Origin of the sequence: Vibrio sp. 1731, from assembly GCF_033339955.1 — a bacterium.
GTDB classification, from domain to species: Bacteria; Pseudomonadota; Gammaproteobacteria; order Enterobacterales; family Vibrionaceae; genus Vibrio; species Vibrio alginolyticus.
On the sequence record NZ_JAWOVO010000002.1, the window covers coordinates 210,009 to 235,769 of the forward strand.

Below are 25,761 nucleotides of genomic sequence, written 5' to 3' on the forward strand. Positions count from 1 at the left end.
TGTGATAAAGATCACCATTTATTGAAATCAATTCTCATTTACAAAAATCGACAAATCCTTACTTTACAAATACATAAATAATATCGTCCCAAATCCTTTTGCTTATTTGATGTAAAACTCAAATTCGCGACATGGAGTCAGTATTTATTTTGAGCAATAAAATATAATTATTGAACAGATTCGAATCTGACTTTCTGCTGCATATTCAACAGCGCAGAGAGCACTGATGAGAATAAAAACACAACAACTATTATTCAAAGATCTATTATTCGCTTTATGTTCAAAAATCTATCATTAAAAAACAAACTGGCAATCTCTGCCAGTGCCGCCATCATTCTAGGGGGAGTGCTGGTAGAGGGGCTGTCTTTTCGAGATTCATTAAACAGGCTCGATGTCGAAGTCGCACAGCGACTAGAAAGCACTAGCGCATCTTACAATCAATACGTAAAGGACTGGCTACTCTCTAAAGAGCGGGCACTAACTTCACTCTCTTCTGATTCAGAGAAACGTTCTCTGGTTACGCATTTGAAACAAGTCCGAGACTCTGGCGCGTTCGATAACGTTTTCCTCGCTTACCCGGACGGGTCACAAGACAACGCTAATGGGGTGGTTTTGCCACCAGGTAATAACGATCCTCGTAAGTGGGGTTGGTATACCAATGCAATCGCCAACCCATCGAAAGTCTTTATGGATAACCCAACCGTCGCAGCAGCCACGGGGGCTAACGTCGTGTCGCTCGGTAAAGCCTTGCAATTGCATGGTCAAACCGTCGTTCTGGGTGCTGACGTAGAGATCGGTGATATCCTGAACAGTCTGAACCAAGTGATCCTACCGGGTGCAGGTTATATGTTTATTGCCAATGAACAGGGCAATATTTTCACTCATAACAACGGTAAACTGCTGAATCAACCGGTTAGCAAGCTAGGCCTCAACAGCAACGACATTACGTCTGCCGCACGTTCAGGTACAGAGCGTCGCGTCTCTATTAACGGCACCGAATATGTGATTTACGCGCGCCACATAGAGGGTACCCAGCTCACAACAGTGACGGTGTTAGATCAAAACTCGTTGGTTGCCCCACTCTACGATGCTGTTTGGGATCAGATCATCGCAACCACCATCGTCGTCGTTATCTGTGTAGCTTTGTTTAATCTGCTATGTAACATCTTGTTCCGTCCGCTCTACAACGTTTCGAATGCGCTTGCACAAATCGCAAACGGTAGCGGCGACCTAACTCAACGCATCAAAGTAGAAAACCGTGACGAAGTTGGTGAGCTGGCTGAAAACTTCAACCAGTTCGTTGAAAGTTTGCAGCAACTTATTGGTCACATTCGTCACCAAGCGGAAGAACTGAGCCAACAATCGGAGCTGAGCACGACTCGCGCGAATCAATCGGTTTCCGATCTGAACCATCAGCAACAAGAAATCACTATGGTGGCGACCGCTGTGACTGAAATGGCATCGGCAACGCAAGAGATTGCAGCACATGCAGAGCAGACGGCTAAAGCCGCTCAAGACTCTTCAGCAAGCACACAAAATGGTCATGAGTTAGTGATCAACTCCAAGTCATCCATCAACAATTTGTCTTCTGAAGTCAACCAAGCGAGCGTTGTCATCGGCGAGCTCAACCAGCACGCGCAAGACATCTCAACCGTACTATCAACGATTCGAGACATCGCAGAACAAACCAACTTACTGGCTCTGAATGCGGCGATTGAAGCGGCGCGTGCAGGTGAACAAGGTCGCGGTTTTGCCGTTGTTGCAGACGAGGTTCGCGTGCTATCACAACGCACACACACCTCAACCGAAGAGATTCGCTCGACGATCGAGACTTTGCAGCAAACCACACAACGCGCTGTGACCATCATGGATACAAGCTCTCAGCTCGCGCAAGGTTCGGTGGAAGATGCAGATCGCGCAGCACTGGCTCTGGATGAAATCAACGCGGCCGTTGCGCTGATCAGCGATATGGCAACGCAAATCGCGACCGCCGCCGAAGAGCAAACGCACGTAACCAATGAAATCACGCAAAACGTCACGTCCATTAAAGATGTGACCGATCACTTGGTAGTTGGTGCCGAAGAATCGATGAATCAATCTGCTGAGCTGAAATCGCAAGCTGAGGATCTCAACTCGAAAGTGGCGACGTTTAAACTGGCTTAAACACCACATTAAGGACGCTCTTAAAAACAACAAACCCCGCTAGCAACTTTGTTACTAGCGGGGTTTGTTTTTATGGATCGACGTTTTTATTGCAGATAGCTTTCGAAAGACGTAAACCTACACCGCCACACACATCGGCGTGCCTGAGATTGGGTCATTAAATACTCTCGCTTGTAAATCAAACACCGATGCCAACATGCCTTCTGTCAGTACTTCTTGCGGCGTTCCCTGCGTGACTAACTGACCTTTTTCCAACACCACCAAATGATCGCAGTAACGGCACGCTTGGTTTAGATCGTGCAGCACTACCACCACAGTTTTGCCTTTGTCGTTCATCTGCCTCATGAGTTTCATCAGCTCAACTTGGTGAGAGAGATCCAAGTAAGTGGTTGGCTCATCAAGCATCACTACGTCGGTATCTTGCGCCATTACCATCGCAATCCACGCCCTTTGCCTTTGACCACCAGACAACGATTCAACTGGCTTGTCAGCAAACTCAATCACGCCAGTATCTTGCATTGCTTGCTCGACTAAGGTCTTGTCTTGTTGACTTAACCGGCCCCAATGAGAGAGATAAGGCGAGCGGCCATATTCGACCAGTTTTCTGACGGTAATACCTTCAGGACTGACAAGAATCTGCGGCAGCAAAGACAACGAACGCGCCAAGCGTTTATCCCCGTAGCTGCTTAGTGGTTTGTCGTCATACAACACTTGGCCAGAAGCGGGTTTATTGATGCGTACCAAGGTTTTTAATAGTGTCGATTTACCGCAACCATTTGGACCAACTAGTGCGGTAATTTTACCTTGAGGAATCGACAAAGAGAGATCCGGAATAATGGTCTGTTTGCCGTACGCGACGGATAAATTCTGCGTTCGTAACATGCTTACCAACCTCTATAACGATACAAAAGAAAAATGAAATATGGTGCGCCAATAACAGATGTTAGCACTCCCGCTGGTAGCTCAATTGGCGGCTGTAAGCCTCTCGCTAAACCATCGGCGCAAATCACCAACAAAGCGCCAAGGGTTGCAGAGGCTGGAATCAACAACTTGTGGTTGTGGCCAAACAGCAAACGCGCAAGATGCGGCGCAAGCAGGCCAACAAAGCTGATCGTGCCTGCCACAGACACACTGATGCTCGCCAATAGCACGGCAGCAATCAACGCAAGAATTTGGATCTGTCTTGGTTTCGTGCCAAGTGTAGTGGCACTTTCTTCTCCCAGTCCCATCACATCTAACCGCCATGCCAGCCAAAACGCCAATGGCAGTAGCAGCAATAGAGCACTACAAATAAACGGCACTTGTTGCCAGTTTCGTCCCCACAAACTGCCGGTTAGCCATACCATCGCCGTGTTGATTTCGATAGGGTGCACAATCAGAAGAAAATCGATACCGCTGGCTAAAAATGCGCTGACAGCAACACCAATCAGCGCCAAACGTGCAGGTGTTGGTTTTGACCAGTAAGCCAGCACAGCAATAAAGCCAGCAGCAAGCAAGCCTCCCGCCATGGCGACCATCGGCAACATTGCCACTGGCGCATTTGGATACAGCACCAAACAAGCGGTAGCCGCCAGTCCTGCTCCAGCGCTTATCCCCATTAAATCTGGTGAGGCAAGTGGATTACGGATGACGCCTTGCACTAAAACGCCTGACAGCCCCAACCCAGCGCCCACGCCAATGGCGAGCAACATTCTCGGCAATCGATATTGGTGAATCACAAAGTCCGAATCAGAGAAAGAAAACAGCAATGCAAAAACCTGTTGAGCCGACATGTTCGCCGCGCCAACAAACAGCGTGAGAGAAGACGCAATCAGCAACAATCCAACTAATGCAAACAGTTTGGTTTGATTCATCATGATGATTTCCTCATTGCAATCGCGATAAAGCAAGGTGTGCCCAACAGCGCAGTAATCACGCCCACTGGCGTTTCAGCCGGAAAGGCAATCGATCGTGATAAAGCATCTGACCACGTCACCAGTGCCGCGCCACACAAGGCGGAAACCGGAATGAGAATGTGATAGTTGTGACCAACAATCGGGCGTACCAAGTGCGGCACTAACAACCCGACAAAGCCAATTGGCCCTGCAATAGCTACGCTAGTACCTGCCAACAGCACAACCGCTAAACCACTGATTAATCGCGTAAGACGAATGTTACCACCTAGCCCAACAGCGACTTCGTCCCCCAACGCGAGTAAATTTAAGTTTCGCGCTAAGCCCATGGCGAGCACCAAACCTAAAGTCGCAAAAGGCCACAGTTGCTGCCACTGCTCAGAATCTACCGCAGAGAGTGAACCCGTTAACCAATGCAACACGCTGTAAGCCATGTCATCCGCCAAAATTACCGACGCACGAGTTAACCCTATCAGCAGTGCACTGATGGCAATGCCCGCTAGCACTAAACGCAATGGGTGAGAACGCGCGGAGAAAAAACCGCCCAACAACATGACCGCACCACCACTTAGTAGCGCGCCGAGTACTGCGTTGATGATTGGGTTCAATTGACTAAAGAATGGTACGCCGATGGACGCCAAGGCCATAAAACACGCCGCACCGGCATTAATGCCGAGAATGGATGGCGACGCCAAAGGGTTACGAGTTAATCCTTGCATCAGCACTCCGGATACCGCAAGCGAAGCGCCAATTAATAACCCAGCATAGGCACGAGGCGCACGCAACGTCGCGAGGATTTGATGCAGCATATTGCCCTCATCAAACGCAAACCAATAGCTTGTCAGGTCATTAACGCTCAAAGAAAAGTTAGACCAGCCAATCATTGAGGCGGTATAGCCTGACAGCGTACACAACGCCATAGCACAGACAAACAAGCTCGCTTTCCAATGCGGTTTTCTAACCGAAGTCGGGCTTTCTGAGATTATCGACGCACTCATGAGCGCTCCAATAACGCTTCAAGATTACGGGCAATTTCTTCCGCAGCCAACATGCCGCGATTTAACGACCACAGCTCAGGAGAGACCTCAACAAGTTGCTGTTTTTTCGCAGCGGTTAGCAGCTTAAATAATGGGGTTTTGCGCCACTCATCCACAATATTTGGTTGAGAGTAAAGTCCAACTAACAACCAATCAGGGTTGGTTTTTAGTAAAAGTTCGAAACTGGTTGGGATATACGCTTTTTGCTCAGATGGAGCCAGCGGGCTTTGGATGCCCAGCGTACTCAAAACGCCCCCAGCGTAAGAAACCGGGCTATGCAGCCACATCCCTTTGTCAGAAACCACACCAAACTGAATGGTTTCTTGTGTCGCAAAATGCTGTTTGAACTCCGCCATTGTCTGTTTGTGCTGCTCAATTCGTTGTGTCATTTTCGCTTGTTTGCCAATTGCCACGCCGATTTTGTGTGCGGATTCGAGATTTTCTTGATATGTCTCACCACGGCTTTTTAGCAGCAAGGTTGGCGCAATTCGCTGCAAATCTTGATAAATCGCACGATGACGTTCTGCATCAGCAATGATCAAATCCGGCTTGAGCACCGCAATCGCCTCTAAACTCGGTTGTGAGCGCATGCCGACCGATTGCCAAGGTTCAATCTTGGCTCGAACAGCAGGGATAACTCGTGTGGCATCGTTGTCATCGGCAACGCCTACCGGTGAGACATCGACTGCCGCTAATGCATCGACAAACGAAAATTCTAAAACCACAATACGTTGAGGTATCGCTTCTAGCTCAAAAGTGCCTTGCTCATCTTGCACGCTACGCACCTGAGCACTTGCGGAAAATGACATAAAAACTGAGCTCAACAGCATCAGCAAAACGGTTGAAAAGTGTTTGATCGTAAATTGTTTTTTATTTTTCATCTTGCTTTTTTCCAGTGCTAAGTGTTTTCCAGTACCTAAGATCGGCAAAGTCGCCAAGGTAAATTGGCGACTTTTCTTTTCAAACTCGGTGAACGAAACGCTTAAAACTGATAGTTCAGATCCAGTGTGTAAGAGCGTCCCGGAGCTGGGTACCGACCAACTGGGCTTGTATCAATCCCGCGGAAGTAATACTCCTCGTCAAACAAGTTGTTCACCGCAACATTCATGCGTAACTTGCCTTTGTCGTCTTTGTATAAATCCGTCCCCAAATTGAAATTCCACACCATGTAAGATGGTACTTTACCCGTTGCGCCTGTTGCATCTTCGGCACTGGTGTTGGCGTTATCGGTATACGAGTCACTGAAGTAGAAGCCCGATAGCGTGGTGTCCATGCCGTAAAATGCGTAGGTTGCATCCCAACCAAGCTGATGCTTAGAGGTGTAAGGCAGTTGATTACCTTTATTCGCGCCTTCTTCTTCAAGCGTAGCGTCTAGATAGTTGTAGCTTGCGCCTAAACTCAGTGCAGGTAGTGCTTCAGGCACGTAACGAGCAGAAAGCTCTATGCCTTGGTGAAGTGTTTTTCCGATGTTATCGAAGGTCTGCGTTGAACTTTGCCATTGCAATTGATCCTCAAAGTCGATGCGATAAAGTGCAGCGTTAAAGCTGGTCGCATCTTGGGTGTAACGCGCGCCGACTTCGTAGTTCCAAGCCAGTTCGCTACCTTCTTCACCCAAACCTCGGATGTAGGCAATTTGTGGCGCACGAAGTGATTTTTGCGCGTTCGCATACGTCACCCACTGGTCAGTTAAGTTGTATGCCACCGTCAAACCTGGCAACCATTCCGTCACGGTGTTGTCTGCCGTTTGTTTTTTACCACGATCGGTAAACGTCATTCGAACCGACTCAACACGCAACCCAGGCGTTACCTTCAATGTATCATTGAACAAACCAATTTCGTTGCTAACGTATCCAGCAAACGCGTCCGTATCTAAATGCCAATCACGCGGAACGCTGGTTGCACCACCGGCGATTGGAGTCTGAGTGAGTTTGTAGTCGATGTCTTCGTTAACATAACGGGTACCCACGATCCAGTTTTGAGTAACGGATTTACCTTCGCCAAAGTACATCGCCATTTTTGGCTCTATACCATACACGGTAAATTCACGTGGTGAGGTACGAACGTCCGTCGCTGGCAGAGCCGGATCCGCCCAATGGCCACCCGCGCTGTTAAAGCCCCACTTGAAAAGACGCTCTGACTTATGGCCAAACGTTAGCACTTCTAGCTCGGCACTGTCGGCAAATGGCAAATCGTGGATGTACTTAACACTCCAGCGCGTCGACTTACCTTCATAATCATCGTAAGGACGTTTCGATTGGTGACGATCTTGTTCGTAGTCTTGTGGCGAAAGTGCGCCCGGCATTTGCGTTTCAGCATCGTAACGTTGCAGGAATGCTTGAATCTCTTGAGTGTCACTCAATAGCCACTGTGCTTTAGCTTGAAAGTTCTTCACGTCCGTATCGGAATGTTCACGGAAGCTTTCACCTTTTAGGAAGTTACCTTCCAACTGCAGTGCAAACGTGTCGCTTAACCAGCCGCCCGTGCGCAGGTAAAAATCATTCAGCGGCGCATCACCGCCATCAAACACGGTAAGGCGGTTACTGATTTCAGTTTGCCACGTGTGTGGAATCGGTTTGGTCACTAAGTTGATCACACCACCGACGTTGTTTGGGCCGTACTGTACTGCGGCACCACCGCGTACAATGTCAATACGATCAAGCATCGACAGTGTTGCTGGGAAGATAGACTGACCAGTGTGACCATATGGCGCAAGTGTTAGCGGTACACCATCCATCAAAAACTGAGCATGACCACTACGGCTTGCTTTCAAACCACGTACGGAAATGTTAGGCAATACGCCCGTTCCGCTTTCATCCTGAACTTTAATACCCGGCACGCGCTGTAGCGCGTTATCAATCGAGCCTGCGGCGGTTTTCTCGATTTGATCGCGGGTAATGACGGTACGAGCACCTGGGTACTCTTTGACGTCTTCAATTTCAGAGTTACCAATCACACTACCAGTGACAACGACAGTTTCCATCGCGGTAGTTTGTCCTTTTTTAGCAGGAGCGGCAACCGCGCTCATGGATGTGGCAGAAGCGATTGCAATCGCAAGCACACTGTAAGTGGTAGACAAACCAGCACGTACACGCACTTTACCATCCAAATTCTGGTAAGACATTAAGATCTCCTTTGCGAGAAATTGAGCCTCGGGCAGAATACATCCCGTAGGCTCTCGGGGCTAAACATCCTCAATATGAGGAAAAAATCGGCTAACAGGCGCTAACTACGCACAAAAAGCCTAGAACTGATATCCGTAGCTGAGCATGAACTCGGCTGGTGCGCCGTAGCCAATCTGGTTTAAGCCAGACGTGCCGTTTGTTGCGCCAAGAATGTATTTCTCATCCAAAATGTTGTAAGCGTTCGCTTGGATTTTGTGACGACCAGTGGTGTACGCCGCCATCAAATCCACCGTTGTGTAATCGCCAAGTGCGACAGCTTCGTCGTTACCTGCGTAACGGTCGCCCACGTACTTCACACCACCGCCTAAACGCCAGTTGTCATTCAATTGGTAAGTGCTCCAAAGAGAGAACAAGTGGTCTGATACATCGTTCGGCTTTTTGCCTGTGGCTTTGTCTTCCGCGTCCAAGTAGCTGTAACCCACAGAGATGTCCCACTGTTTGGTGATTTGACCGCGAGCCTCTAATTCAATACCTTGGTGACGCACTTCAATTTTATCGATCACATCGCCGTCCACGTTAGTTTGTGGTTGCTCTTGATCAATCTGGAACAGTGCCGCATTCAACATTAATGCGTTATCCAAAAGGTACGCTTTCGCACCCACCTCTTTTAAGTCGGTGTGGAAGAATTCCGCCAATTTTGGATTGATGTAGATACCAGCGTACGGTAACTGCCAAGAGCGCGCTAAACTGGCGTATACGGATGTGTCGGAATTGATGCGGTATACCAAACCAGCACGGTAGCTGACTTTGTCATCATCCAATTTTTCCTTATCTGAGCCCGCTTTTTGTTGTTCGAGCTCCATCGAGTCGTAACGCACGTTACCGATCAAAGAAAGGTCGCCCCACGTATAGACGTCTTGCACATACAAACCTGTCGTGGTGGTGGTATTGTCACGAAATGGCTTAAAGCCCGGATCAGGCGTTGGACCAACGACTGGGTCGTAGATATTTTGCGGAGGAAGCGTTTTGTCACTTGCCAACGTTAGGTCGATATCGATCTGGTTGAAATCTGCACCCACCATCAATTGATTGTCCCTGGTTTCCCAAACCAACTCAGATTGTAAAGTGGTCGTAGTACGTGGATCGTAACCAAAGTTGTTGACGGTTTGAGACACTTCATTACCCGTCACTTTGCCCTGACGCGTGCCTTTTTGCTCAAGTTCGATATGGTTGAATGCCGCTCGGTTGTTCCATACCCATTGATCATTCAGACGCCATTCGTAATCCACCGCAATACGGAGACTGTCTGACTCCTGATAGTCGTTTGTGCCGCCAAAGTAAGTGCTTACTGGCAAATCAACTGGCTTGCCATTTTTTGATGGCACACCACGATACGGCACTAGTTCTTGATGGGCGTATTCCACGTCAACATCAATGGTGTGACCTTCCGCTGGTAACACACGAATGGTCGGTGCAATGAAGAAATCGTTTGAATCAACATGATCAACGTACGAGTCGGCTTGACGGTATTCCAAGTTAATACGCCCGTTGACCTTATCTGTAAACGCCATTGAGCTGTCGACCTGACCGACATACTGGTTGTTGCTACCTACACTGCCGTTTACGTGAGTAAAATTCTCACCGTTAGCGCGTTTCGTCACCAAGTTGATGATGCCCCCAGCCGAGCCACGGCCATACAAAGCGCCCGCAGGGCCTTTCACAATTTCAACGCGTTCAACATTCGCTAAGCTGCGGTAAGACTGCAACGTACCGTCATCTCGCAAGCCATCACGGTACATATCGTTGAGTGAATCAAAACCACGTATCATGAACTGATCGCGGCTGCCTTCACCCAAGGTGTTATTGACCCCGGCTACCCCATCTAGCGCATCCACTAAGCGCACCGCGCCTCGGTCTTGCATTTCTGTTTTCGTTACTACGGATACCGCTTGTGGCACATCAAGCCATTCCACATCGGTTTTGGTGCCTGATTGAGGCATGTGTTCAGCATAACCTTCGTACTGATGACCGAAGACTTGAATCGTTTCAGTTGCTGATGGGGTTGAGTTCGTCTCTTCTGAAGCCACTGCGCTTGGTGCTACTAATGAAGAACCAATCGCGACCGCCAAGGGGGTCAGGGTCAATAATTTATTCATTCCATAATTCCGTTTAGTTGTTATAAAGCCAACGGATGGAAATAAGAACAAATATTATTTCTATTTGCAATATTAATTTTATGCTCTATATTTATTTACCCTAAAAACACAACTAACAACAAAAAAAACCAAATATCATAACAATAAACACTAAAACTTCTGCCCTCCGTCTCGAGAGAGGCACATTGGAAGACGACCGTGAGCGACTTTATCAACGTTAGAAGAAAATGTTAGAAAATTAGGAAAGCTCATGAAATCTACGATGATTATCGTAAGTCATGTCGTTAACGATGCAGTCACTCACGGCTTTGTGCCTGCAGCTAAAGCGATGGACCTTCACGTCGTTCTTATCACCGACCACAAGCTAAGCCATTTAGAGCTGGCGAGTCGTGATAGTCACTTTAATCCGGATACCATTCTAGAATGTGATGTCTTCAACCCATTAGAACTCATCGAAACCATCACGGAGCATGAATTAAAGCCAGACGCTGTTTTCAGCAATAGTGATCACTTACAAACTTCCACCGCCATCTGCGCGCAATTTTTTGGCCTCCCATCCAAAGATTGGTCTGTCACGTTAAAGGCCAAAAACAAACACTTAACTCGACAGGTGTTAAATGAAAAATCCTTACCCAACACACAAAGCTGTTTGCTGCATCGCCATTCGAATGTGGCATTAGGCATGGCCTTCCCTGTCGTAGCAAAACCCAAAGAAGGCGTGGCAAGTTTAGATGTACAGCGCTGTGACTCCCAAAGCGAGCTCGATGCTTACTCCGAGGCGTTTTGGCAAAAGCACCCAAACGCCGCCATTCTGGTGGAGCAGTTTCTTCAAGGACCGTTGGTTACGCTCGAAACTTTAGGAGACGGTAACCAACTTATCGCCGTGGGCGGTTTTGATGTGTCGCTCTCTGAGCCGCCTTACTTTATCGAAACCGCCGCAGACTGGAACGGACCAAACGGCATTGCTCACCGAGAAGCTTGCTTGGCTCAACTGAAAGCGTTCGGCGTTGGTTTTGGAGTTTGCCACAGCGAATTTATCATTACGGAAAATGGCCCGGTTCTGGTGGAAATTAACTACCGCAGTATTGGAGATGGCCGCGAATTCTTGCTCAACAATCTCGCTCACTTCGGTTGGTTTAGCACAATTTTGGGTCTGCATTTGGGCCGAAGATTGGCCGGCGATTACCAAATTCATGGGTCAGCGCACGTGCACTATGTGGTTGCGGAGCACAGTGGTGTGATTGATGGAGATTCAACCTCCTTCATCCAACACGATGACGATATCATCACTCAGCAACAGGTACTAAAAACCGCTGGAGAACACTTCCAACAGAGTTATTCCAATAAGGATTATCTCGCCCGAATTTCGATTGTCTCACCATCAGGGCGAAACCTCGACCAAGCGCTGCAGAACGCGCTTAGCAATTTCGATCTCGCTCCGACTCGTGAGGTGGCAGCATGAATGACAACGCTTTGTATCTAACGCAACGATTGATCGACACTTGCTTGCGCGAAGACATGTTTGGCATTTTGTCGAAGGCCAAGTTCAGTAGAGACGCGCCAAAAGGGGTAATTGTTCCTCAAGACGAGCAAGTCTGGCTGATATTTGCCAACTCTGATTTCACGTTGTATTTACCTGTTGCGCCAACGTATTACATGCAGCACTGGCGCTACGTTCACGCCAATGACGAAACACCACCAGGTTGGTGGGTGGAGAAAAATGGCCAAGTCGAGCATCAACAGCATTACAAAGAGTGGATTGCGCTGCTAACGACACTGGCGCACGAGAGCTCTCACGAGTTGCTGGCGGGATACCTTCAAGAACTGGAATGTGCAGAGAAACACAAAGCGCTGTGTGACCAAGCGTTTCATCATCATGCAGACCACATTTCTCAACCAATATCCGAGCTTGGTTCTTGGCATAAAAAGCTGCTGCTAGCCGACCAGATCGCTTCTTACCTTGACCATCCGTACTATCCAACTGCGCGGGCGAAGTTTGGCCTGAGCGATGAAGACCTTGCTAAGTACGCGCCCGAGTTCGCACAAAGCTTTGCTCTGCATTGGATTGCGATTGAAAAATCACTGGTGACATTAACCAGCGGACAACCTGATTGCTGGCCAACAATGGAGCAAGTGGGGCTTCCTGCTGATTTTGCACTGAGCCACGTTCTGTTCCCTGCACATCCGCTCACCCTGCGATCTTTAGAAGCCTTACCCGAAGGTGTGATAGAAGCGCCTTTAACGTATCTAGACGTGACGCCGACGCTTTCCGTTCGTACTGTGGTCGTCAACGAGGCACCGCACATTCACATCAAGGTTCCGCTGATCATGCGATCGCTAGGCACGAAAAATATTCGCTTAATCAAGCCTTCAACACTGTATGACGGCCACTGGTTTGAACGCCTACTCAGCCACCTTGAACAAACGGACGCCGACTTAAACAGTCGCTTGTTCCATTGCAACGAAAAACACGGTGGACACATCGGCGAGGATAAAACCTTCGCGTACATCGTACGTGAGTATCCACTTACTCATTGCGAAGACAAAGCGTTAGTTCCGGTTGCAGCACTAGCAAGCCCAATGCCTGACGACCGCTTGTTCTTAGAACATTTGGCAGAACATTACTATCAACAAGATACGCTGGCGTGGTTCCAAGATTACGTCGATCTATTATGCCAAGTGCACCTCACCTTGTGGCTTCGTTATGGCATCGCATTGGAGTCCAACCAGCAAAACGCCATCGTTGCATTTGATCAACAGGGCAGAATGACGCTCGCGATGAAAGACAACGACGCGGCGCGAGTTTGGCCAGAGCGCTTCCGCTTTGCAACAGACCATGCTGCCGAAAAACACGGCGCAAAAACAATTCCAGTGGATTGCGATGAACTGCTCGACCAACGCATCAAAGTCGACAATGAATTGGCGCTCGGTCAGATGTTTACCACCATCACACTGCAACTGGATATCGCAGCGATTGTAGAATCTATGGCAGCGAAGGGCATTGCCTCTTCAGCATCGCTTTACGCCATCGTGGCCAAAAGCATTGCAGAGCAACTCAACCGATTAGAAGGCGAAGGGTTAGAGACAAAACTGGCTCGCGAGTTGCTGCAAGAGGCACCTGACTTGTATGCCAAGTACTTGTTGAGCTCTGGCAGTTTGCTTTCGAAAGAAGCCTCCGGCGCGAGCGACATCAATAAGTTCTATGGTTTGTCGGCCCCGAACTTCTTACTGCTTTCTAGCGAAGAAGCGCAACGCGCCTACATAGAAGCCATCAAAAAAAGCGTACGTTAAACGATTATGACCAAACTCATCTACAGTGTGTTGTTGTGCCACTTTATCGCTGCGTTTGCCGCGTTAGGTGTGCCGCTATTTCTACCCGTCGTGTTGCCAACGTTAGGCGCAAGCATTGATGCGGACTGGGCAGGGGTATTGTTTATCCTACCTACGTTTTGTACTGCGTTGGCAGCGCGATTTTGGGGCAACTTTGCCGATCGCTACGGTCGCCGCCGCTCACTCTTGCGTGCGCAACTTGGCCTTGCAGCAGGGTTTGCGCTGTGCGGCTTGGCAGACAACCTCGCCATGTTTGTGTTTGGTCTTATTGTTCAAGGAACCTTTGGCGGCACCATGGCCGCCTCGAACAGCTACTTATCTAGTCAAATTAAAGAAGCCAAAACACTCGGCAAGTCACTCAATAAAACCCAACTATCTGCTCGCTTGGCGCTGATCGTTGCGCCCATTGGGCTCGGCTGGAGCTTGTCCGAAACCAATCCACTCAACGCGTACCTGTGGTTATGCGTTTTGCCTTTAATTGCTATGGGCATCACGCTAACACTGCCAGCGGATAAACCCGCCGACCAAAACCTCGAAAAGCCAAACTCAGTACCTCAGCAAGAAAAACCAGTTGCACAGAAAAACGCAATGCATGCCATTCGTTGGATCTTCTTTGCTCAATTTGGGTTTGCGTTTTCTATGGTGGTGACCTTTCCTTATTTCTCGCCATTTGTGCAGCAATATGGCATCACTCACCACGCATGGATCGGTTTTTTGTACGCACTGCCGCATGGCGTCTATCTGTTGCTGGCAGGAAAAATTCACGTGTTGTCAGATGGGTTGAATCGCCATCAACCGCTGCGCACGTTGTGGCTTGGGTTTGCATTGCTTGCCGTGAGCTCTGCCTTGCATTTGATTGCGTCCGAAACCGCACTCATTGCTGCGAGAATTATCTTCGGCATCGCGATGGTGTGTTGTTATCACGGATTGCATCAGCATCTTGCGAGCAATCTGGATCGCAAACTCAGTGGCAAAGTATTTTCTCGCTTTGATGCCATGTCCAAATGGGGTGGCGTGGCAGCGGGATTTTGCGCTTCTTTCATTTCTAGCTTGGGGCTACTTGAGGTTCCTTTCCTACTTTCTGCGATAGTCAGCGTAATCACCTTGATCGCGCTGGTTCTCCATTCAAAATTTGGAAATCAACATGTTACAAACTCAATCCTCTCAGACTAGCGAGTTGCGCGCGCATGATGTGCAGCTCAATCGCGAGAAGGCCCAACTCAACACGATAATAGGTGTTCTTAATTGTTACTTACGTGAATTTGCGCTACCGAATCAACAAGTGGAATGGCACTACCAATCGACATCGCTACCCCAAACGTTAAAACGCAACTATTCCGCCAAGCAGCGGGTAGCCGTTCATCTTTCTCAACAAAATGGCGTGCTGGTTTTGCCGATTCACTACGCGAGCAAACTGGGCAAAATCAAATTGGCAGAACTGCCGTGGGCGAAAATGCCGGGATCTGGTTGGGCGAAATTGGATGCCACGCAAACTCTTACGCTTTTGCTTAACTATCTCAAGCAGGTATTGGCGATCCCATTTAACCATGAGCTGATCGAACAACTGGAAAATAGCGTGCTGGTTACCGAGCAGTTTCTCAACGTCGCGCCCAAATCGCATCACAACGAGTTTATCGCTTCGGAACAGTCTCTGATTTGGGGGCATACTTTCCATCCGACCCCAAAAAGTCGTTCGGGCGTCACCATGGATGATCTCTTGGCGTTTTCTCCAGAAGTCGGCGCGCAAGTCCCGCTGTACTGGTTTGAAGTGGATACGTCCTTACTTGATGTGCTGAGTTCCGACGGAGAAGCTAACCCTGCTCAGCACATGCTACAACAGCTCGCGCCACAACACGCCACCAGCAATGGGAAGACCCTCTACCCTTGTCATCCTTGGGAAAGCTACACCATTTTGAGCAACCCAAGCGTGAAGCGTGCCATTGAACAAGGCAAGATCACGCCACTGGGTTTAGGTGGTGAAAAGATGCAGCCGACCTCTTCAGTTCGTACCCTCTACCACCCAGATATGGATTGGTTTGCGAAATTCTCCATCAACGTACGATTAACCAATTGCGTGCGCAAAAACGCGTGGTACGAACTCGACAGCGCCGTGCAGCTCACGTCGATTCTTAAACCAATTAGAGAAAACGAACAGCTGCACAACCCCGTATTTAAAGTGATGACTGAGCCTTACGCCACCACGTTGAATCTAGAAAGTGTCGCTGAGCACAACTGGGACGACAACACCAAAGCGCGCGAATCGTTTGGGATTTTATACCGCGAAAATTTCTCGCTGAGCGAAGTCGACATCTTAAAACCAACCCTCGCTGGCGCTCTGTTTGCTTACGACAAAAACGGCAACAGTTGCATTGCTCAACGCCTTAAAAACAAAGCGCGTACTACGCAAAATCGCTATTCCGACATCGCGACACTGTGGTTTGAACGCTATTTGCATTGCCTGATCCCGGGCGTGTTTAATTACTACTTCAAACACGGGGTGGCGTTTGAGCCGCATTTGCAAAACACCTTAATTGGCTTTGAGCAAGAGATGCCGTGTTGTGTTTGGATTCGTGATTTGGAAGGCACTAAATTACTGCCGGAGTTCTGGCCAGCAGAAACATTAACTGACTTGTCTGAACGCGCGCGACAATCGGTTTACTACAGTCGCGAACAAGGCTGGAATCGCATCGGATACTGCACCTTTATCAACAACATCAGCGAAGCGATTTTCTTCATCGCAGAAGGTGATGAGCCACTAGAGCAAACGTTGTGGAATGCGGTGCAAAGTGCCATTGTGCGTTGGCAGTCAGTGAATGGAAAACAGCCGGAACTAGAAGCGTTGCAGAATGGCGGTCACTTCCCAAGCAAAAATAATTTCACCACGCGTTTGATGCAAAAAGCCGATAAGGAGTCGGGCTATACCCAAGTCGCCGCGCCTTGGCAGAAACACGAAAAAGGAGCGCAACATGTCTAATTCACTCTCTCTACCGACACGCGTTTGCCAACAAGTTCACACGCTCGCACAGCAGCAAAATCAACCCTTGTGCGCGTACTTGTATGACCTAAACGCCTTAGAAGAACACATCAAACAACTGCGTCACGTTTTGCCGAAAAATGTCGAGCTATTTTACGCAGCCAAAGCCAATCCATCAGGCCCTGTTCTCAAAACGCTCGCGCCGTATGTCGATGGTTTTGAAGCGGCATCTGGCGGGGAGCTGGCACACCTCCACCAGCAACAACTCGATAAGCCATTGATCTTCGGCGGCCCAGGAAAAATGCCAAGTGAATTGCAACAAGCGATTGAGCTGGATGTCGATGCGATTCATGTCGAAAGCCTCACCGAGCTAAAGCGCATTGGAGCACTAACCGAGCGCCTCAACCACCCTACTTCGATCTTTTTGCGTATGAACATCGATATTGGCGACATCACGCTCAGCAAGTTGGCGATGGGCGGCAAGCCAACTCCTTTTGGTTTGGACGAGTCCGAACTGAGTAATGCTTTGATGTTGCTGCGCGATTTCCCGCAAGTGTCACTGAAAGGTTTCCATTTTCACTTGATGTCGCATCAGCTCGATGTTGAGCGTCACTTAGCGTTAATGCAGCGCTATTTCCAAGTCGTAAAAGCGTGGCAACAGGAGTTCGAACTCGGTGAGCTAATGATCAACTTGGGCGGCGGCATGGGCATCAACTACCAAAACCCTGAGCAACACTTTCCGTGGATGGAGTTTTGCGACAAGTTGGAATTCCTCATCGCTAAAGAGCAAGTTCAAGATTGGACACTGCGTTTTGAATGCGGACGGTTCATCACAGCGGCATGCGGTTATTACGTGATGGAAGTGCTGGATATTAAGCAAAATCTTGGCGAAAACTTTGTCATCGCACGCGGAGGAACTCACCACTTCCGCACGCCAGCAGCGCAGAGCCATGATCATCCATTCGTCATCCTGAAAAACGAGCAACACCACGAAATTTCTCACCCAATTCAGCATACACAAGCGACCTTTGTCGGCCAGCTTTGTACGCCTAAAGATGTGCTGGCACGCAATCAACACGTCGCCCACGTCGATATTGGTGATTATGTTGTGTTTACCTTAGCGGGCGCCTATGCGTGGAACATCTCCCATCAAAACTTCTTGATGCATGAACCGCCGATCTTCCACTATTTTTAAACGGCATACTTCGCTTTACTCAAGCCCCAATCATTGGGGCTTTTTTATTCCATCTCGGCACAAATTCATTGCCATTAACCGCTTTGCGAAATAGCAATAATGCGTTTTATCAGCTCGTCGGGTTCCATTTTGGGATTGCGGTAAAAACGGAAGATTTCCGAGTTTATCGCTTGCTGAGCAACCGGATTGACCGCCATCGAATCAATCATACTCGGCACAGCGAGGTTGTGTTTCACGCCGTAGTGAAAGTCTTGATATGACTGGACCTGACACGGATTAAAATCGCTGATGTTGATATCGGTGCGTACCGGAATCGAGCCTTTTACCTTATTGAACTTAGCTTGAAACTCGACGTCTGCCAGTGCGCTTGCGGTTTGCTGAGCCGCCTCGGCAGAAAACGACTTGCTCGACATAAACACCAAGCTGTCCATGTTGTAGAGGAATACACCATCGCTGTCCGGCGTTGGGTAACAGCCGACCTCTTGCGGGACTGAGACTTGATTGGCGAGCAGCTCACCTAAAATCCAATCTCCACCGATTTGAAACAGTGCTTGACCGTCGGCTAACGCTTGGGTCGCCGTATCCCACTTACTGTCAGGTAATTGGTTGTCGATCAACAAGCTCAGGCGACGAAATTGCGTCAGCGCTTGGCGCAGTTTTTCGCTGTCGATGCTGTCTCGCTCAAGCTTAACCATTGCATTGGTGTAGAACTCAACGCCGCCAGTGGAGATCACTAAGTTCTCGAAAAGTTGGGCGACTTGCCACGGCTGCTCACCGACTGCGATCGGTACAATGCCATTGTGCTTAGCAAGTTCCATGGCAGCGAACATCTCTTGCCAATTTTTCGGCGCGGAAAGATTCAGTTGTTTAAGCAGCTTGTGGTTGACCCACAACCAGTTCAAGCGGTGCAGCGTAAGTGGCAGGGCGATATAGCCGTTTTGTGTTTTATTGATTTCGATAGATAGCGGGTAGAGCACCTCGTCCCAGCGCTGCTCATCCGCTACCGCGTTGACGTTGTGCAAAATACCGATGGCATCCCACGCCTTAATACTTGGCCCTTCGATTTGCGCGAAGCTCGGTGGGTTGCCCGCCAGCGCGCGAGCTTGCAGTACCGTCATCGCGCTGTCGCCACCACCGCCTAGCACCGGGCTTTGCAGCAGCTCAATATCGTGCCGTTTTAGCTGAGCTTTGAGTGTTTGCAGCGCTTGCTGTTCGCCGTCAGAAGTCCACCAATGTAAAAACTCTACCCCTTGTGGCGACTCAGCGTGAGCGACGCAAGGGGCGAGCAACAGTGGGAACAAGAATGCCAGTTTGTTCATAGTCAGTCTCTCGGGAAAGTCAGCGTGGCGCAGAGGCCGCCAAACTGAGAATGGCTCAGCAACAAGTTGCCGCCATGAGCCTTTGCAATACTCTGTGAAATGGTTAACCCCAGCCCACTGCCTTCTTTATCGTTGCTAGCGCGGAAGTATGGCTGGCAGAGCTTTTCAAGTAATAAATCGTCAACACCGTCACCGTGGTCTTCAATTTCAATCTGGATCGACTCTGGGCTTTCACTCAGCGTAATGTCCGCTTGATGGCCGTATTTGAGCGCGTTATCGACCAGATTCTGAATGCAGCGCTTAATCGCTAACGGTTTACCAGCAAAGTGGGTGCGGATTTCGCCGTGGATGCGAATTGTGTCCGGCGCATCGGCGATATTGGAGGAAATGTGCTGAATCAGTTGGGTGAAATTGATCGGCTCGATTTCCTCGTGGATATCGGTCTCTTTAATGCATTGCAATGCGCCTTTGACCATCAAATCTAGGTCGTTACTCAGGCGGATAAAGCGTTCTCGGTCGGCGTCGTCATCCAGCATTTCCGCTCGCAGTTTTAGGCAGGCAATCGGCGTTTTCAGATCGTGGGAGATGGCGCTGAACAACATTTCACGGTCTTTAATATGGCTGTCGATGCGTCGATTCATCTTGTTAAACGCACGTACCGCCGCTTTCAGTTCGTTACTGCCTCGCTCAGAGACTTCGGGCACGTCTAGTCGGCTCGACATCAGGGTTGCGGCTTTTGCCAGCTCTCGAATTGGTTGAATTTCTTTGCGAACGATAAACCAGGTACACAGCAACAGCATTAGCGCGGACACCAATAGCGTCAGCCATTGGCGCAGCTCAAAATAGTTAGTCTCTAGGTTGATGTAAGGCGCGGGTAGCACCGCCGCGAGATAAAACCATTCGTTCTGCGCGACTTCGACCTGCATCACCAGAATGGGTGGATTGAGGTCACCAAACGAAAGCGAATAATGCGCCCACAATAGTGGCAGTTCATCGATAGGTAGCTCGTTGTTGAACACTTTGAGTTTGTCGCGCTGGGTGAACTCCACCTCGATATTAGGAATGCCGCTCAGCTCGCTTTCTAATACCTCGCGAACTTGGTTGATGACCAACGTTTTGCGCTCGCTCTCCGGCAGTGGGTCGACGTCAATCTGGTGATTGTTGAGTGAGACGAAAAAGCGCGTACCACCCATGTTGCGTAGTTGATTGAGCACCAAGTGGCGATATTCCGAAGGGAGGGTTTGAAAGAAGGCGATGGTAGAAGAAGCACTCAGTGCTAAGCTTTTGACTGTGGTGGTCAGGCCTTCTTTATCGCGTTCGCTGGCGTGTTGATACCAGATAATCCCGGATAATACCTGAGCCAGAATGATCACCAGCAACAAGAACACACTGGTGCGAACGACCAGTGATCCCGTCCAGCGTTTAATTCTCATAATGCACGTCCGTGGTCAGCATGTAGCCTTTGTTGCGCACCGTTAGGATCAGCGAACGGTCTTTATCTTCAAGGTGATGACGCAAGCGGCTGATCTGCACGTCAATGCCGCGTTCAAACGGGTCGGCATCGCGTCCCCAGATCTCGCGCGCAATGTCATCGCGAGATAATATTGATTGCGCGTGGTTGACGAACAAACCGAGCAGCGACAAATCCGCGCCACTCAGTTGCTTAACCTCGCGGCTAGCAACGTGGGTCAGTTGCCGGGTTACGGTATCTAATAACCAATCGTCAAAACGCACTTTACGCGTCAGTTTGCTATTGGCGGTCGATTGGCTGCGTCTCAGAATCGTTTTGATGCGCGCGAGCAGTTCACGCGGACTGAATGATTTGGTGATGTAGTCGTCAGCGCCCATTTCTAGCCCTGCGACTCGGTCGGCTTCTTCGGTGACGGCGGTCAGCATGATGATCGGGATATCGGAATTTTTGCGCAGTTTCTGGCACAGGGTAAAACCGTCTTCACCGGGCATCATAATATCGAGGATGATTAAATCAGGATGGTGATCGTTGAGCAGTTGCCACATCACGCCGCCGTTTTCCGCGCAAAGCACTTCAAACCCTGCGCGACCAAGGTAATCTGACAATGCTTCGCGAAGGTCGAGGTTGTCATCGACGACCAGTATCTGCTTGTTTTCCATCCTACTTTCCCTGTGTCCGTCCCTGTGCCTGCCCCTGAGTTTGGCGCTGGCCAATATGATGCATTCTTAAACGCACATTCACAATCGAGCCGATTACAATTTTCACTTCTCGGTGTAAGAGATTTGTAAGCGGCCACTTACAAACTGATTGCCTTTTGTAACCTTAGGCGCCGCCTTGCTCGCTATGATCATCCTGACCTTACGTGAAACAGCATGACCTGAAGGAATCAGGTCCTACAACACTGACATTCGTCAGGAGGAAACCATGTTTGCAAGTATATTTGGACAACTACAAAAAATAGGGCGGTCGTTGATGCTGCCTGTGGCGGTGTTACCGGTGGCTGGCTTGATGCTGGGTATTGGTAACGCGGGGTTTGCGTTTATTCCAGACGCGGTCAACAAAGTGATGCTCGCCGCCGGTGAGGGCGTGTTCGGCAACATGCAGTTGATGTTTGCGGTCGGTGTAGCGCTCGGGTTATCAAAAGGCAATGACGGTGCCGCTGCGCTCGCAGGCTTAGTTGGCCTAATTATTATGAACGCATCGCTCGGTATCGTGACTGGCCTACGCGGCCTAGAAACTGACGCCACCATCATGGGCGTTGAGACGCTGCAAACTGGGGTGTTTGGCGGCATCTTTATTGGTGCGGTCGCGGCAATCATGTACAACCGCTTCTACAACATCAAACTGCCAGAGTACTTGGGCTTTTTCGCGGGTAAGCGATTTGTGCCCATTGTCACCGGTTTATCGGCGATCGTCGTTGGTGCGATTCTCGCGTTTGCATGGCCACCTGTCGGACAACTTCTTGATGCATTCTCTCATTGGGCAGCGTACCAAAACCCTGTACTCGCGTGGGCGGTTTACGGCGCGGGCGAACGTTCTTTACTCCCGGTTGGTTTGCACCACATCTGGAATGCGCCGTTCTTCTTTGAAGTCGGCAGCTATGTAGACCCAGAAACCGGCAAAGAGTTTACTGGTGAGCTCACTCGCTTCTTCGCGGGCGATAAAACCGCAGGTTATCTGTCTGGTGGCTTTATGTACTCCATGTGGGCGCTACCAGCAGCGGCACTGGCGATTTACCACTGCGCGTCTCCTGAGCGTAAGAAAATCGTCGGCGGTTTGATGATGTCTGCGGCGTTGACCTCTTGGTTAACTGGTATCACAGAGCCAATCGAATTTACCTTCCTATTCGTCGCGCCAGTGCTGTACGTAATCCATATTTTCCTAACTGGTATTGCGTTTGCGATCACCGCATTTTTGGAAATCAAACACAGTACTGACTTTGCGCACGGCGCGATCCAGTTCTTCCTTTACTACCCAATGTCGAGCAACGCGTGGATGTTCATCATCATCGGTCCAATCTGGGCGACGCTGTACTACGGCTTGTTCCGCTTCCTAATTGTGAAGTTGGATCTGAAAACGCCGGGCCGTGAAACCGACATTGCAGAAGTGAAGATTGCCGGACAACCTGATGAAATTGCGGTGGATGTAGTCGCTGCATTGGGCGGCAAAGCCAATATCAAGTCAGTCGATGCGTGTATCACCCGTCTGCGTGTCTCGGTGAAAGACATTGCCAACGTTGATGTTGCTAAGCTAAAAGCACTCGGCGCGCGAGATGTTTTAGTGATTGGCGACAGTTTACAAGCGATTTTTGGTACGCAGTCTGACTCAATTAAGTCAGAAGTGCACAGCGTACTCGCCACCTCCTGATCTTACCTCCCCCAATCTAGGTAAGATTTGCCAACCTCCTTGTGAGGTTGGCTTTTTCGTTTTCGGAGTAAAAAAAGCGAAGCCAATAACCAGCCCTACTTCGCCGCCGCGTGGGTTAAATTGCCCAGCACGCCGCTGATTTTGTTCAATACCTCGTCACAGCCTTCAATATGATGGCGCTGCTTTAAATACATCGGATCGTTGTAAGCTAACCACGTTTTGCTTTCAGCATCTTCATACACCAACACTTTTTGGGGTAAATCGAGCGCCACCTCCTGCGCACAGATCATCAGTGGTGTGCCCACTTTAGGGTTTCCAAACACGATAACTTCAGTTGGTCGCAACGTCATATCGACTTTCGTGGCATTCTCTTGATGGTTAATGCGCGCAAAGACGTTCAACCCTTTTTCTTGCGCGATAGCGACAAATTTATCCGCCGTATCTTTTGCTGAATGTGTGCTCGCAACGGTTACCACGCCCTCACCAGCCAACGCACTCAATGACGTCAACGCCACGACCAACCCGATGATTACTTTTTTCATTTGTCGTCCCTTCCTCTCTCTGAGTCGAAAACTAGATATAGAAAAACCAAGTGTAGGAAAACTATAGAAGTCAGATTCCGCTATCGCGAATTGCACTCTACCCACTCAAGAGTCGACCGTGTAACACGGATAAATTGATTCAGATTAATAAAGCATTAACTAGCCGAGCATCAAAAGCGTGAAATACGTAACATTTGCAGCCTATTTTAGTAAGAAAGAGAAAAGTAGTGACACGCGATCAATTTGAGTTATTAGCACCCGGTGGTGATTTAGATTCCATCAAAGCCGCCATTGCCGCTGGCGCCGATGCAATTTACTGTGGGCTCGACCGCTTCAATGCTCGTAACCGAGCGACCAACCTCACCTTAGATAACTTAAATGGCGTGTTAACGTTAGCCCATCAGCACAGCTGTAAGATTTTCCTAACGTTGAATGTGCTGATTTTAGAAAGTGAAATTCCGGCGATTGTTCGCTTACTCAGCCAACTGAACACCACCAAAATCGATGGCGTGATCGTGCAAGATCTCGGTCTGGCCTACATTCTCAAACATCACTTTCCCGATTTGGATGTGCACGCTTCAACACAACTGAACACGCATAACGAAGGCCAGATCCTCTTTCTCAACCAGCTCACCGCAAGCCGAGTAAACTTATCTCGCGAACTTAACATCGATGAAATAAAACATCTGGCGCAATTTGGTCGCGAGCACAACGTAATGATGGAAGTGTTTGTCCACGGCTCATACTGCATCGGATTCTCCGGAATTTGCTATATCAGTTCCGCTCGCAATGGTGCATCAGGTAACCGTGGACGTTGCAGTCAACCTTGTCGCGAACAGTACGAAACGACCAAAACAGGCAACAACTACCCACTTAATATGAAAGACAACTCCGCATTTAGCGATTTAGAAGCGCTTGCTGATGCGGGTGTGTATTCGTTGAAAGTGGAAGGCCGCATTAAGAAATCCCACTACGTGTACACCGTGGTCGATAACTGGCGTAAACAGATTGATCGCTTGTGCGAGGGTTTGGAACTCTCTGAAGACACCACAGAGTTATACACGGTGTTCAACCGTGATTTCTCCAACGCATTTTTGCAAGGTGATTTCGGCAAGGCGATGTACATCGACAACCCGCGCGACCATGCTGTAAAGCATTTTTCGAAGGTTTACCAATGCCAGTCTGCTGATGATGTACAAGCGGTGAAAAAGAAACTCTACGATGACAAAACCGCGATCATTGAGAAAGTGGCAGAGCAAACTAAGTCGTTCGATGTCACTTCAACACAAGTATCCGGCAGCAGCTTGAAAGGGTCGATTGATGTGCCAACTCTGCCAGCGTTACCTCAACCAGAACCTCGCCAAGGTGCGCCAAAATTATCGGTTCTGATCTCGTCAGCACAAGAAGCCATGCTGTGCGAATACCACGACGTTGATGTTTACTATCAATTGCCAATGGGATTGTCTGGCGAACTGAGCGCGATGATTGAGTTATTCCAAGCCAATCCAATGCTCAAACCATGGCTCCCGGCCATTTTGATTGGCGAAGACTACCACGCCGCGCGCGTATTTTTGGAAACCATCCAACCTGAGTTGTTGATCACCAACAACTCAGGCGTCGGCATGATCGCAAAAGAGCTCGGCTTAGGCTGGGTGGCTGGCCCACAAATGAACACGGTGAACTCATACGCGTTTAAATGCCTTCAAGACGAGTTCGCGGCAAGTGGCGCGTTTGTTTCTAACGAGCTGAATATGAAGCAGATGCGTCACATAAAGCGTCCGAAAAACATGCGCAGCTTCTACAGCATTTATCATCCAAATACCCTACTCACTAGCCGCCAATGTTTGTTCCAACAAACCGAAGGTTGCCGCAAAATTAAGGTTAACAAAGGCTGTTTGAAGCGTTGTGACAAGCGCACATCGATCATCAACCTAAAAGACAACCCGTATGTGGTGCAAAAACAAAAAGGTAGCCACAATTCAATCTACAGCGAGCACAACGTCTTAAACCTGCAAGTGCTGCACGATCTGCCGCAATTGTTTACCGATGTGTTGATCGATCTGCGTGATATCCAGACCGAAACGAAAGTCTCAGCAAGCAAACCTGAGTTGATTGACGCGTTCTTAGCTCTACTTGAAGAGTACAGCGAACAAACCGTCCAAACGCTGAATGCCATGATTTAACCAACAGCCA

18 protein-coding genes are annotated in these 25,761 nt (G+C 49.1%); 8 read left to right on the forward strand and 10 right to left on the reverse strand.

Annotated features, from left to right (window positions below):
• The first annotated feature begins 276 nt into the window (after window positions 1–276).
• A complete protein-coding gene (locus R7035_RS03670) occupies window positions 277–2,163 on the forward strand; it encodes a methyl-accepting chemotaxis protein (protein ID WP_132936231.1) in 1,887 nt (628 codons plus the stop codon).
• A gap of 117 nt (window positions 2,164–2,280) precedes the next feature.
• Here R7035_RS03670 and fecE read toward each other — a convergent pair whose 3' ends face one another.
• The 6 genes from fecE to R7035_RS03700 all read right to left on the reverse strand — a co-directional run bounded on the left by fecE (window position 2,281) and on the right by R7035_RS03700 (window position 10,370).
• Window positions 2,281–3,045 (reverse strand): Fe(3+) dicitrate ABC transporter ATP-binding protein FecE, encoded by a 765-nt coding sequence (gene fecE / locus R7035_RS03675; protein ID WP_054575393.1) that lies wholly within the window; start codon window positions 3,043–3,045, stop codon window positions 2,281–2,283.
• Between the two features lie 2 nt (window positions 3,046–3,047).
• Complete coding sequence (locus R7035_RS03680) at window positions 3,048–4,019, reverse strand: FecCD family ABC transporter permease (RefSeq protein ID WP_132936230.1); 972 nt, start codon at window positions 4,017–4,019, stop codon at window positions 3,048–3,050.
• Entirely contained in the window at window positions 4,016–4,975 is a 960-nt protein-coding gene (locus tag R7035_RS03685) for a FecCD family ABC transporter permease (protein ID WP_411913235.1), read from the reverse strand. Before R7035_RS03685 ends, R7035_RS03680 begins: the two co-directional genes overlap by 4 nt.
• Before the next feature lie 74 nt (window positions 4,976–5,049).
• Window positions 5,050–5,973 (reverse strand): Fe(3+) dicitrate ABC transporter substrate-binding protein FecB, encoded by a 924-nt coding sequence (locus R7035_RS03690; RefSeq protein ID WP_054578604.1) that lies wholly within the window; start codon window positions 5,971–5,973, stop codon window positions 5,050–5,052.
• A 101-nt stretch (window positions 5,974–6,074) separates the two neighbouring features.
• Entirely contained in the window at window positions 6,075–8,213 is a 2,139-nt protein-coding gene (gene pvuA / locus R7035_RS03695; protein WP_132936228.1) for a TonB-dependent siderophore vibrioferrin receptor PvuA, read from the reverse strand.
• 120 nt (window positions 8,214–8,333) lie between these two features.
• Window positions 8,334–10,370, reverse strand: coding sequence for a TonB-dependent receptor (locus R7035_RS03700; protein ID WP_053303932.1), 2,037 nt, complete (start codon window positions 10,368–10,370; stop codon window positions 8,334–8,336).
• A gap of 250 nt (window positions 10,371–10,620) precedes the next feature.
• On the opposite strand from R7035_RS03700, the gene R7035_RS03705 reads away from it, so the two are divergent.
• From R7035_RS03705 to R7035_RS03725, 5 genes are read left to right on the forward strand one after another with little or no spacing between them, the layout of a single operon-like run.
• Window positions 10,621–11,832, forward strand: a complete 1,212-nt coding sequence (locus tag R7035_RS03705; protein WP_262651624.1) for an acetyl-CoA carboxylase biotin carboxylase subunit family protein — start codon at window positions 10,621–10,623, stop codon at window positions 11,830–11,832.
• The gene (locus R7035_RS03710) at window positions 11,829–13,661 is read left to right on the forward strand and encodes an IucA/IucC family protein (protein ID WP_262651623.1); all 1,833 of its coding nucleotides are present in this window, start codon (window positions 11,829–11,831) and stop codon (window positions 13,659–13,661) included. Before R7035_RS03705 ends, R7035_RS03710 begins: the two co-directional genes overlap by 4 nt.
• Window positions 13,662–13,667: 6 nt before the next feature.
• Window positions 13,668–14,873 (forward strand): MFS transporter, encoded by a 1,206-nt coding sequence (locus tag R7035_RS03715; RefSeq protein ID WP_262651621.1) that lies wholly within the window; start codon window positions 13,668–13,670, stop codon window positions 14,871–14,873.
• Entirely contained in the window at window positions 14,845–16,674 is a 1,830-nt protein-coding gene (locus tag R7035_RS03720) for an IucA/IucC family protein (protein WP_262651619.1), read from the forward strand. Before R7035_RS03715 ends, R7035_RS03720 begins: the two co-directional genes overlap by 29 nt.
• Window positions 16,667–17,869 (forward strand): type III PLP-dependent enzyme, encoded by a 1,203-nt coding sequence (locus tag R7035_RS03725; protein WP_086047189.1) that lies wholly within the window; start codon window positions 16,667–16,669, stop codon window positions 17,867–17,869. Before R7035_RS03720 ends, R7035_RS03725 begins: the two co-directional genes overlap by 8 nt.
• 74 nt (window positions 17,870–17,943) lie before the next feature.
• Here R7035_RS03725 and R7035_RS03730 read toward each other — a convergent pair whose 3' ends face one another.
• From R7035_RS03730 to R7035_RS03740, 3 genes are read right to left on the reverse strand one after another with little or no spacing between them, the layout of a single operon-like run.
• A complete protein-coding gene (locus R7035_RS03730; RefSeq protein WP_086047188.1) occupies window positions 17,944–19,188 on the reverse strand; it encodes an ABC transporter substrate-binding protein in 1,245 nt (414 codons plus the stop codon).
• A 2-nt stretch (window positions 19,189–19,190) separates the two neighbouring features.
• Window positions 19,191–20,621 carry an ATP-binding protein gene (locus tag R7035_RS03735; RefSeq protein ID WP_005500050.1) on the reverse strand — a complete coding sequence of 477 codons (1,431 nt, stop codon included), beginning with the start codon at window positions 20,619–20,621 and terminating at the stop codon, window positions 19,191–19,193.
• Entirely contained in the window at window positions 20,611–21,318 is a 708-nt protein-coding gene (locus tag R7035_RS03740; RefSeq protein ID WP_005383484.1) for a response regulator, read from the reverse strand. Before R7035_RS03740 ends, R7035_RS03735 begins: the two co-directional genes overlap by 11 nt.
• Before the next feature lie 265 nt (window positions 21,319–21,583).
• Between R7035_RS03740 and ptsG the strand changes: the two genes are divergently transcribed.
• Window positions 21,584–23,026 carry a glucose-specific PTS transporter subunit IIBC gene (ptsG, locus tag R7035_RS03745; RefSeq protein WP_017447155.1) on the forward strand — a complete coding sequence of 481 codons (1,443 nt, stop codon included), beginning with the start codon at window positions 21,584–21,586 and terminating at the stop codon, window positions 23,024–23,026.
• 95 nt (window positions 23,027–23,121) lie between these two features.
• On the opposite strand, the gene R7035_RS03750 is transcribed toward ptsG, so the two are convergent.
• Window positions 23,122–23,568 carry a DUF302 domain-containing protein gene (locus R7035_RS03750; protein WP_318145967.1) on the reverse strand — a complete coding sequence of 149 codons (447 nt, stop codon included), beginning with the start codon at window positions 23,566–23,568 and terminating at the stop codon, window positions 23,122–23,124.
• Window positions 23,569–23,795: 227 nt separating this feature from the next.
• Between R7035_RS03750 and R7035_RS03755 the strand changes: the two genes are divergently transcribed.
• Window positions 23,796–25,751, forward strand: a complete 1,956-nt coding sequence (locus tag R7035_RS03755) for a U32 family peptidase (RefSeq protein WP_262651613.1) — start codon at window positions 23,796–23,798, stop codon at window positions 25,749–25,751.
• Window positions 25,752–25,761: the final 10 nt, after the last annotated feature.

Coding starts and splice junctions, on each gene's coding strand:
- R7035_RS03670 (WP_132936231.1), top strand. CDS start 277: ATGTTCAAAAATCTATCATTAAAAAACAAACTGGCAATCTCTGCCAGT.
- fecE (WP_054575393.1), bottom strand. CDS start 3,045: ATGTTACGAACGCAGAATTTATCCGTCGCGTACGGCAAACAGACCATT.
- R7035_RS03680 (WP_132936230.1), bottom strand. CDS start 4,019: ATGATGAATCAAACCAAACTGTTTGCATTAGTTGGATTGTTGCTGATT.
- R7035_RS03685 (WP_411913235.1), bottom strand. CDS start 4,975: ATGGCGTTGTGTACGCTGTCAGGCTATACCGCCTCAATGATTGGCTGG.
- R7035_RS03690 (WP_054578604.1), bottom strand. CDS start 5,973: ATGAAAAATAAAAAACAATTTACGATCAAACACTTTTCAACCGTTTTG.
- pvuA (WP_132936228.1), bottom strand. CDS start 8,213: ATGTCTTACCAGAATTTGGATGGTAAAGTGCGTGTACGTGCTGGTTTG.
- R7035_RS03700 (WP_053303932.1), bottom strand. CDS start 10,370: ATGAATAAATTATTGACCCTGACCCCCTTGGCGGTCGCGATTGGTTCT.
- R7035_RS03705 (WP_262651624.1), top strand. CDS start 10,621: ATGAAATCTACGATGATTATCGTAAGTCATGTCGTTAACGATGCAGTC.
- R7035_RS03710 (WP_262651623.1), top strand. CDS start 11,829: ATGAATGACAACGCTTTGTATCTAACGCAACGATTGATCGACACTTGC.
- R7035_RS03715 (WP_262651621.1), top strand. CDS start 13,668: ATGACCAAACTCATCTACAGTGTGTTGTTGTGCCACTTTATCGCTGCG.
- R7035_RS03720 (WP_262651619.1), top strand. CDS start 14,845: ATGTTACAAACTCAATCCTCTCAGACTAGCGAGTTGCGCGCGCATGAT.
- R7035_RS03725 (WP_086047189.1), top strand. CDS start 16,667: ATGTCTAATTCACTCTCTCTACCGACACGCGTTTGCCAACAAGTTCAC.
- R7035_RS03730 (WP_086047188.1), bottom strand. CDS start 19,188: ATGAACAAACTGGCATTCTTGTTCCCACTGTTGCTCGCCCCTTGCGTC.
- R7035_RS03735 (WP_005500050.1), bottom strand. CDS start 20,621: ATGAGAATTAAACGCTGGACGGGATCACTGGTCGTTCGCACCAGTGTG.
- R7035_RS03740 (WP_005383484.1), bottom strand. CDS start 21,318: ATGGAAAACAAGCAGATACTGGTCGTCGATGACAACCTCGACCTTCGC.
- ptsG (WP_017447155.1), top strand. CDS start 21,584: ATGTTTGCAAGTATATTTGGACAACTACAAAAAATAGGGCGGTCGTTG.
- R7035_RS03750 (WP_318145967.1), bottom strand. CDS start 23,568: ATGAAAAAAGTAATCATCGGGTTGGTCGTGGCGTTGACGTCATTGAGT.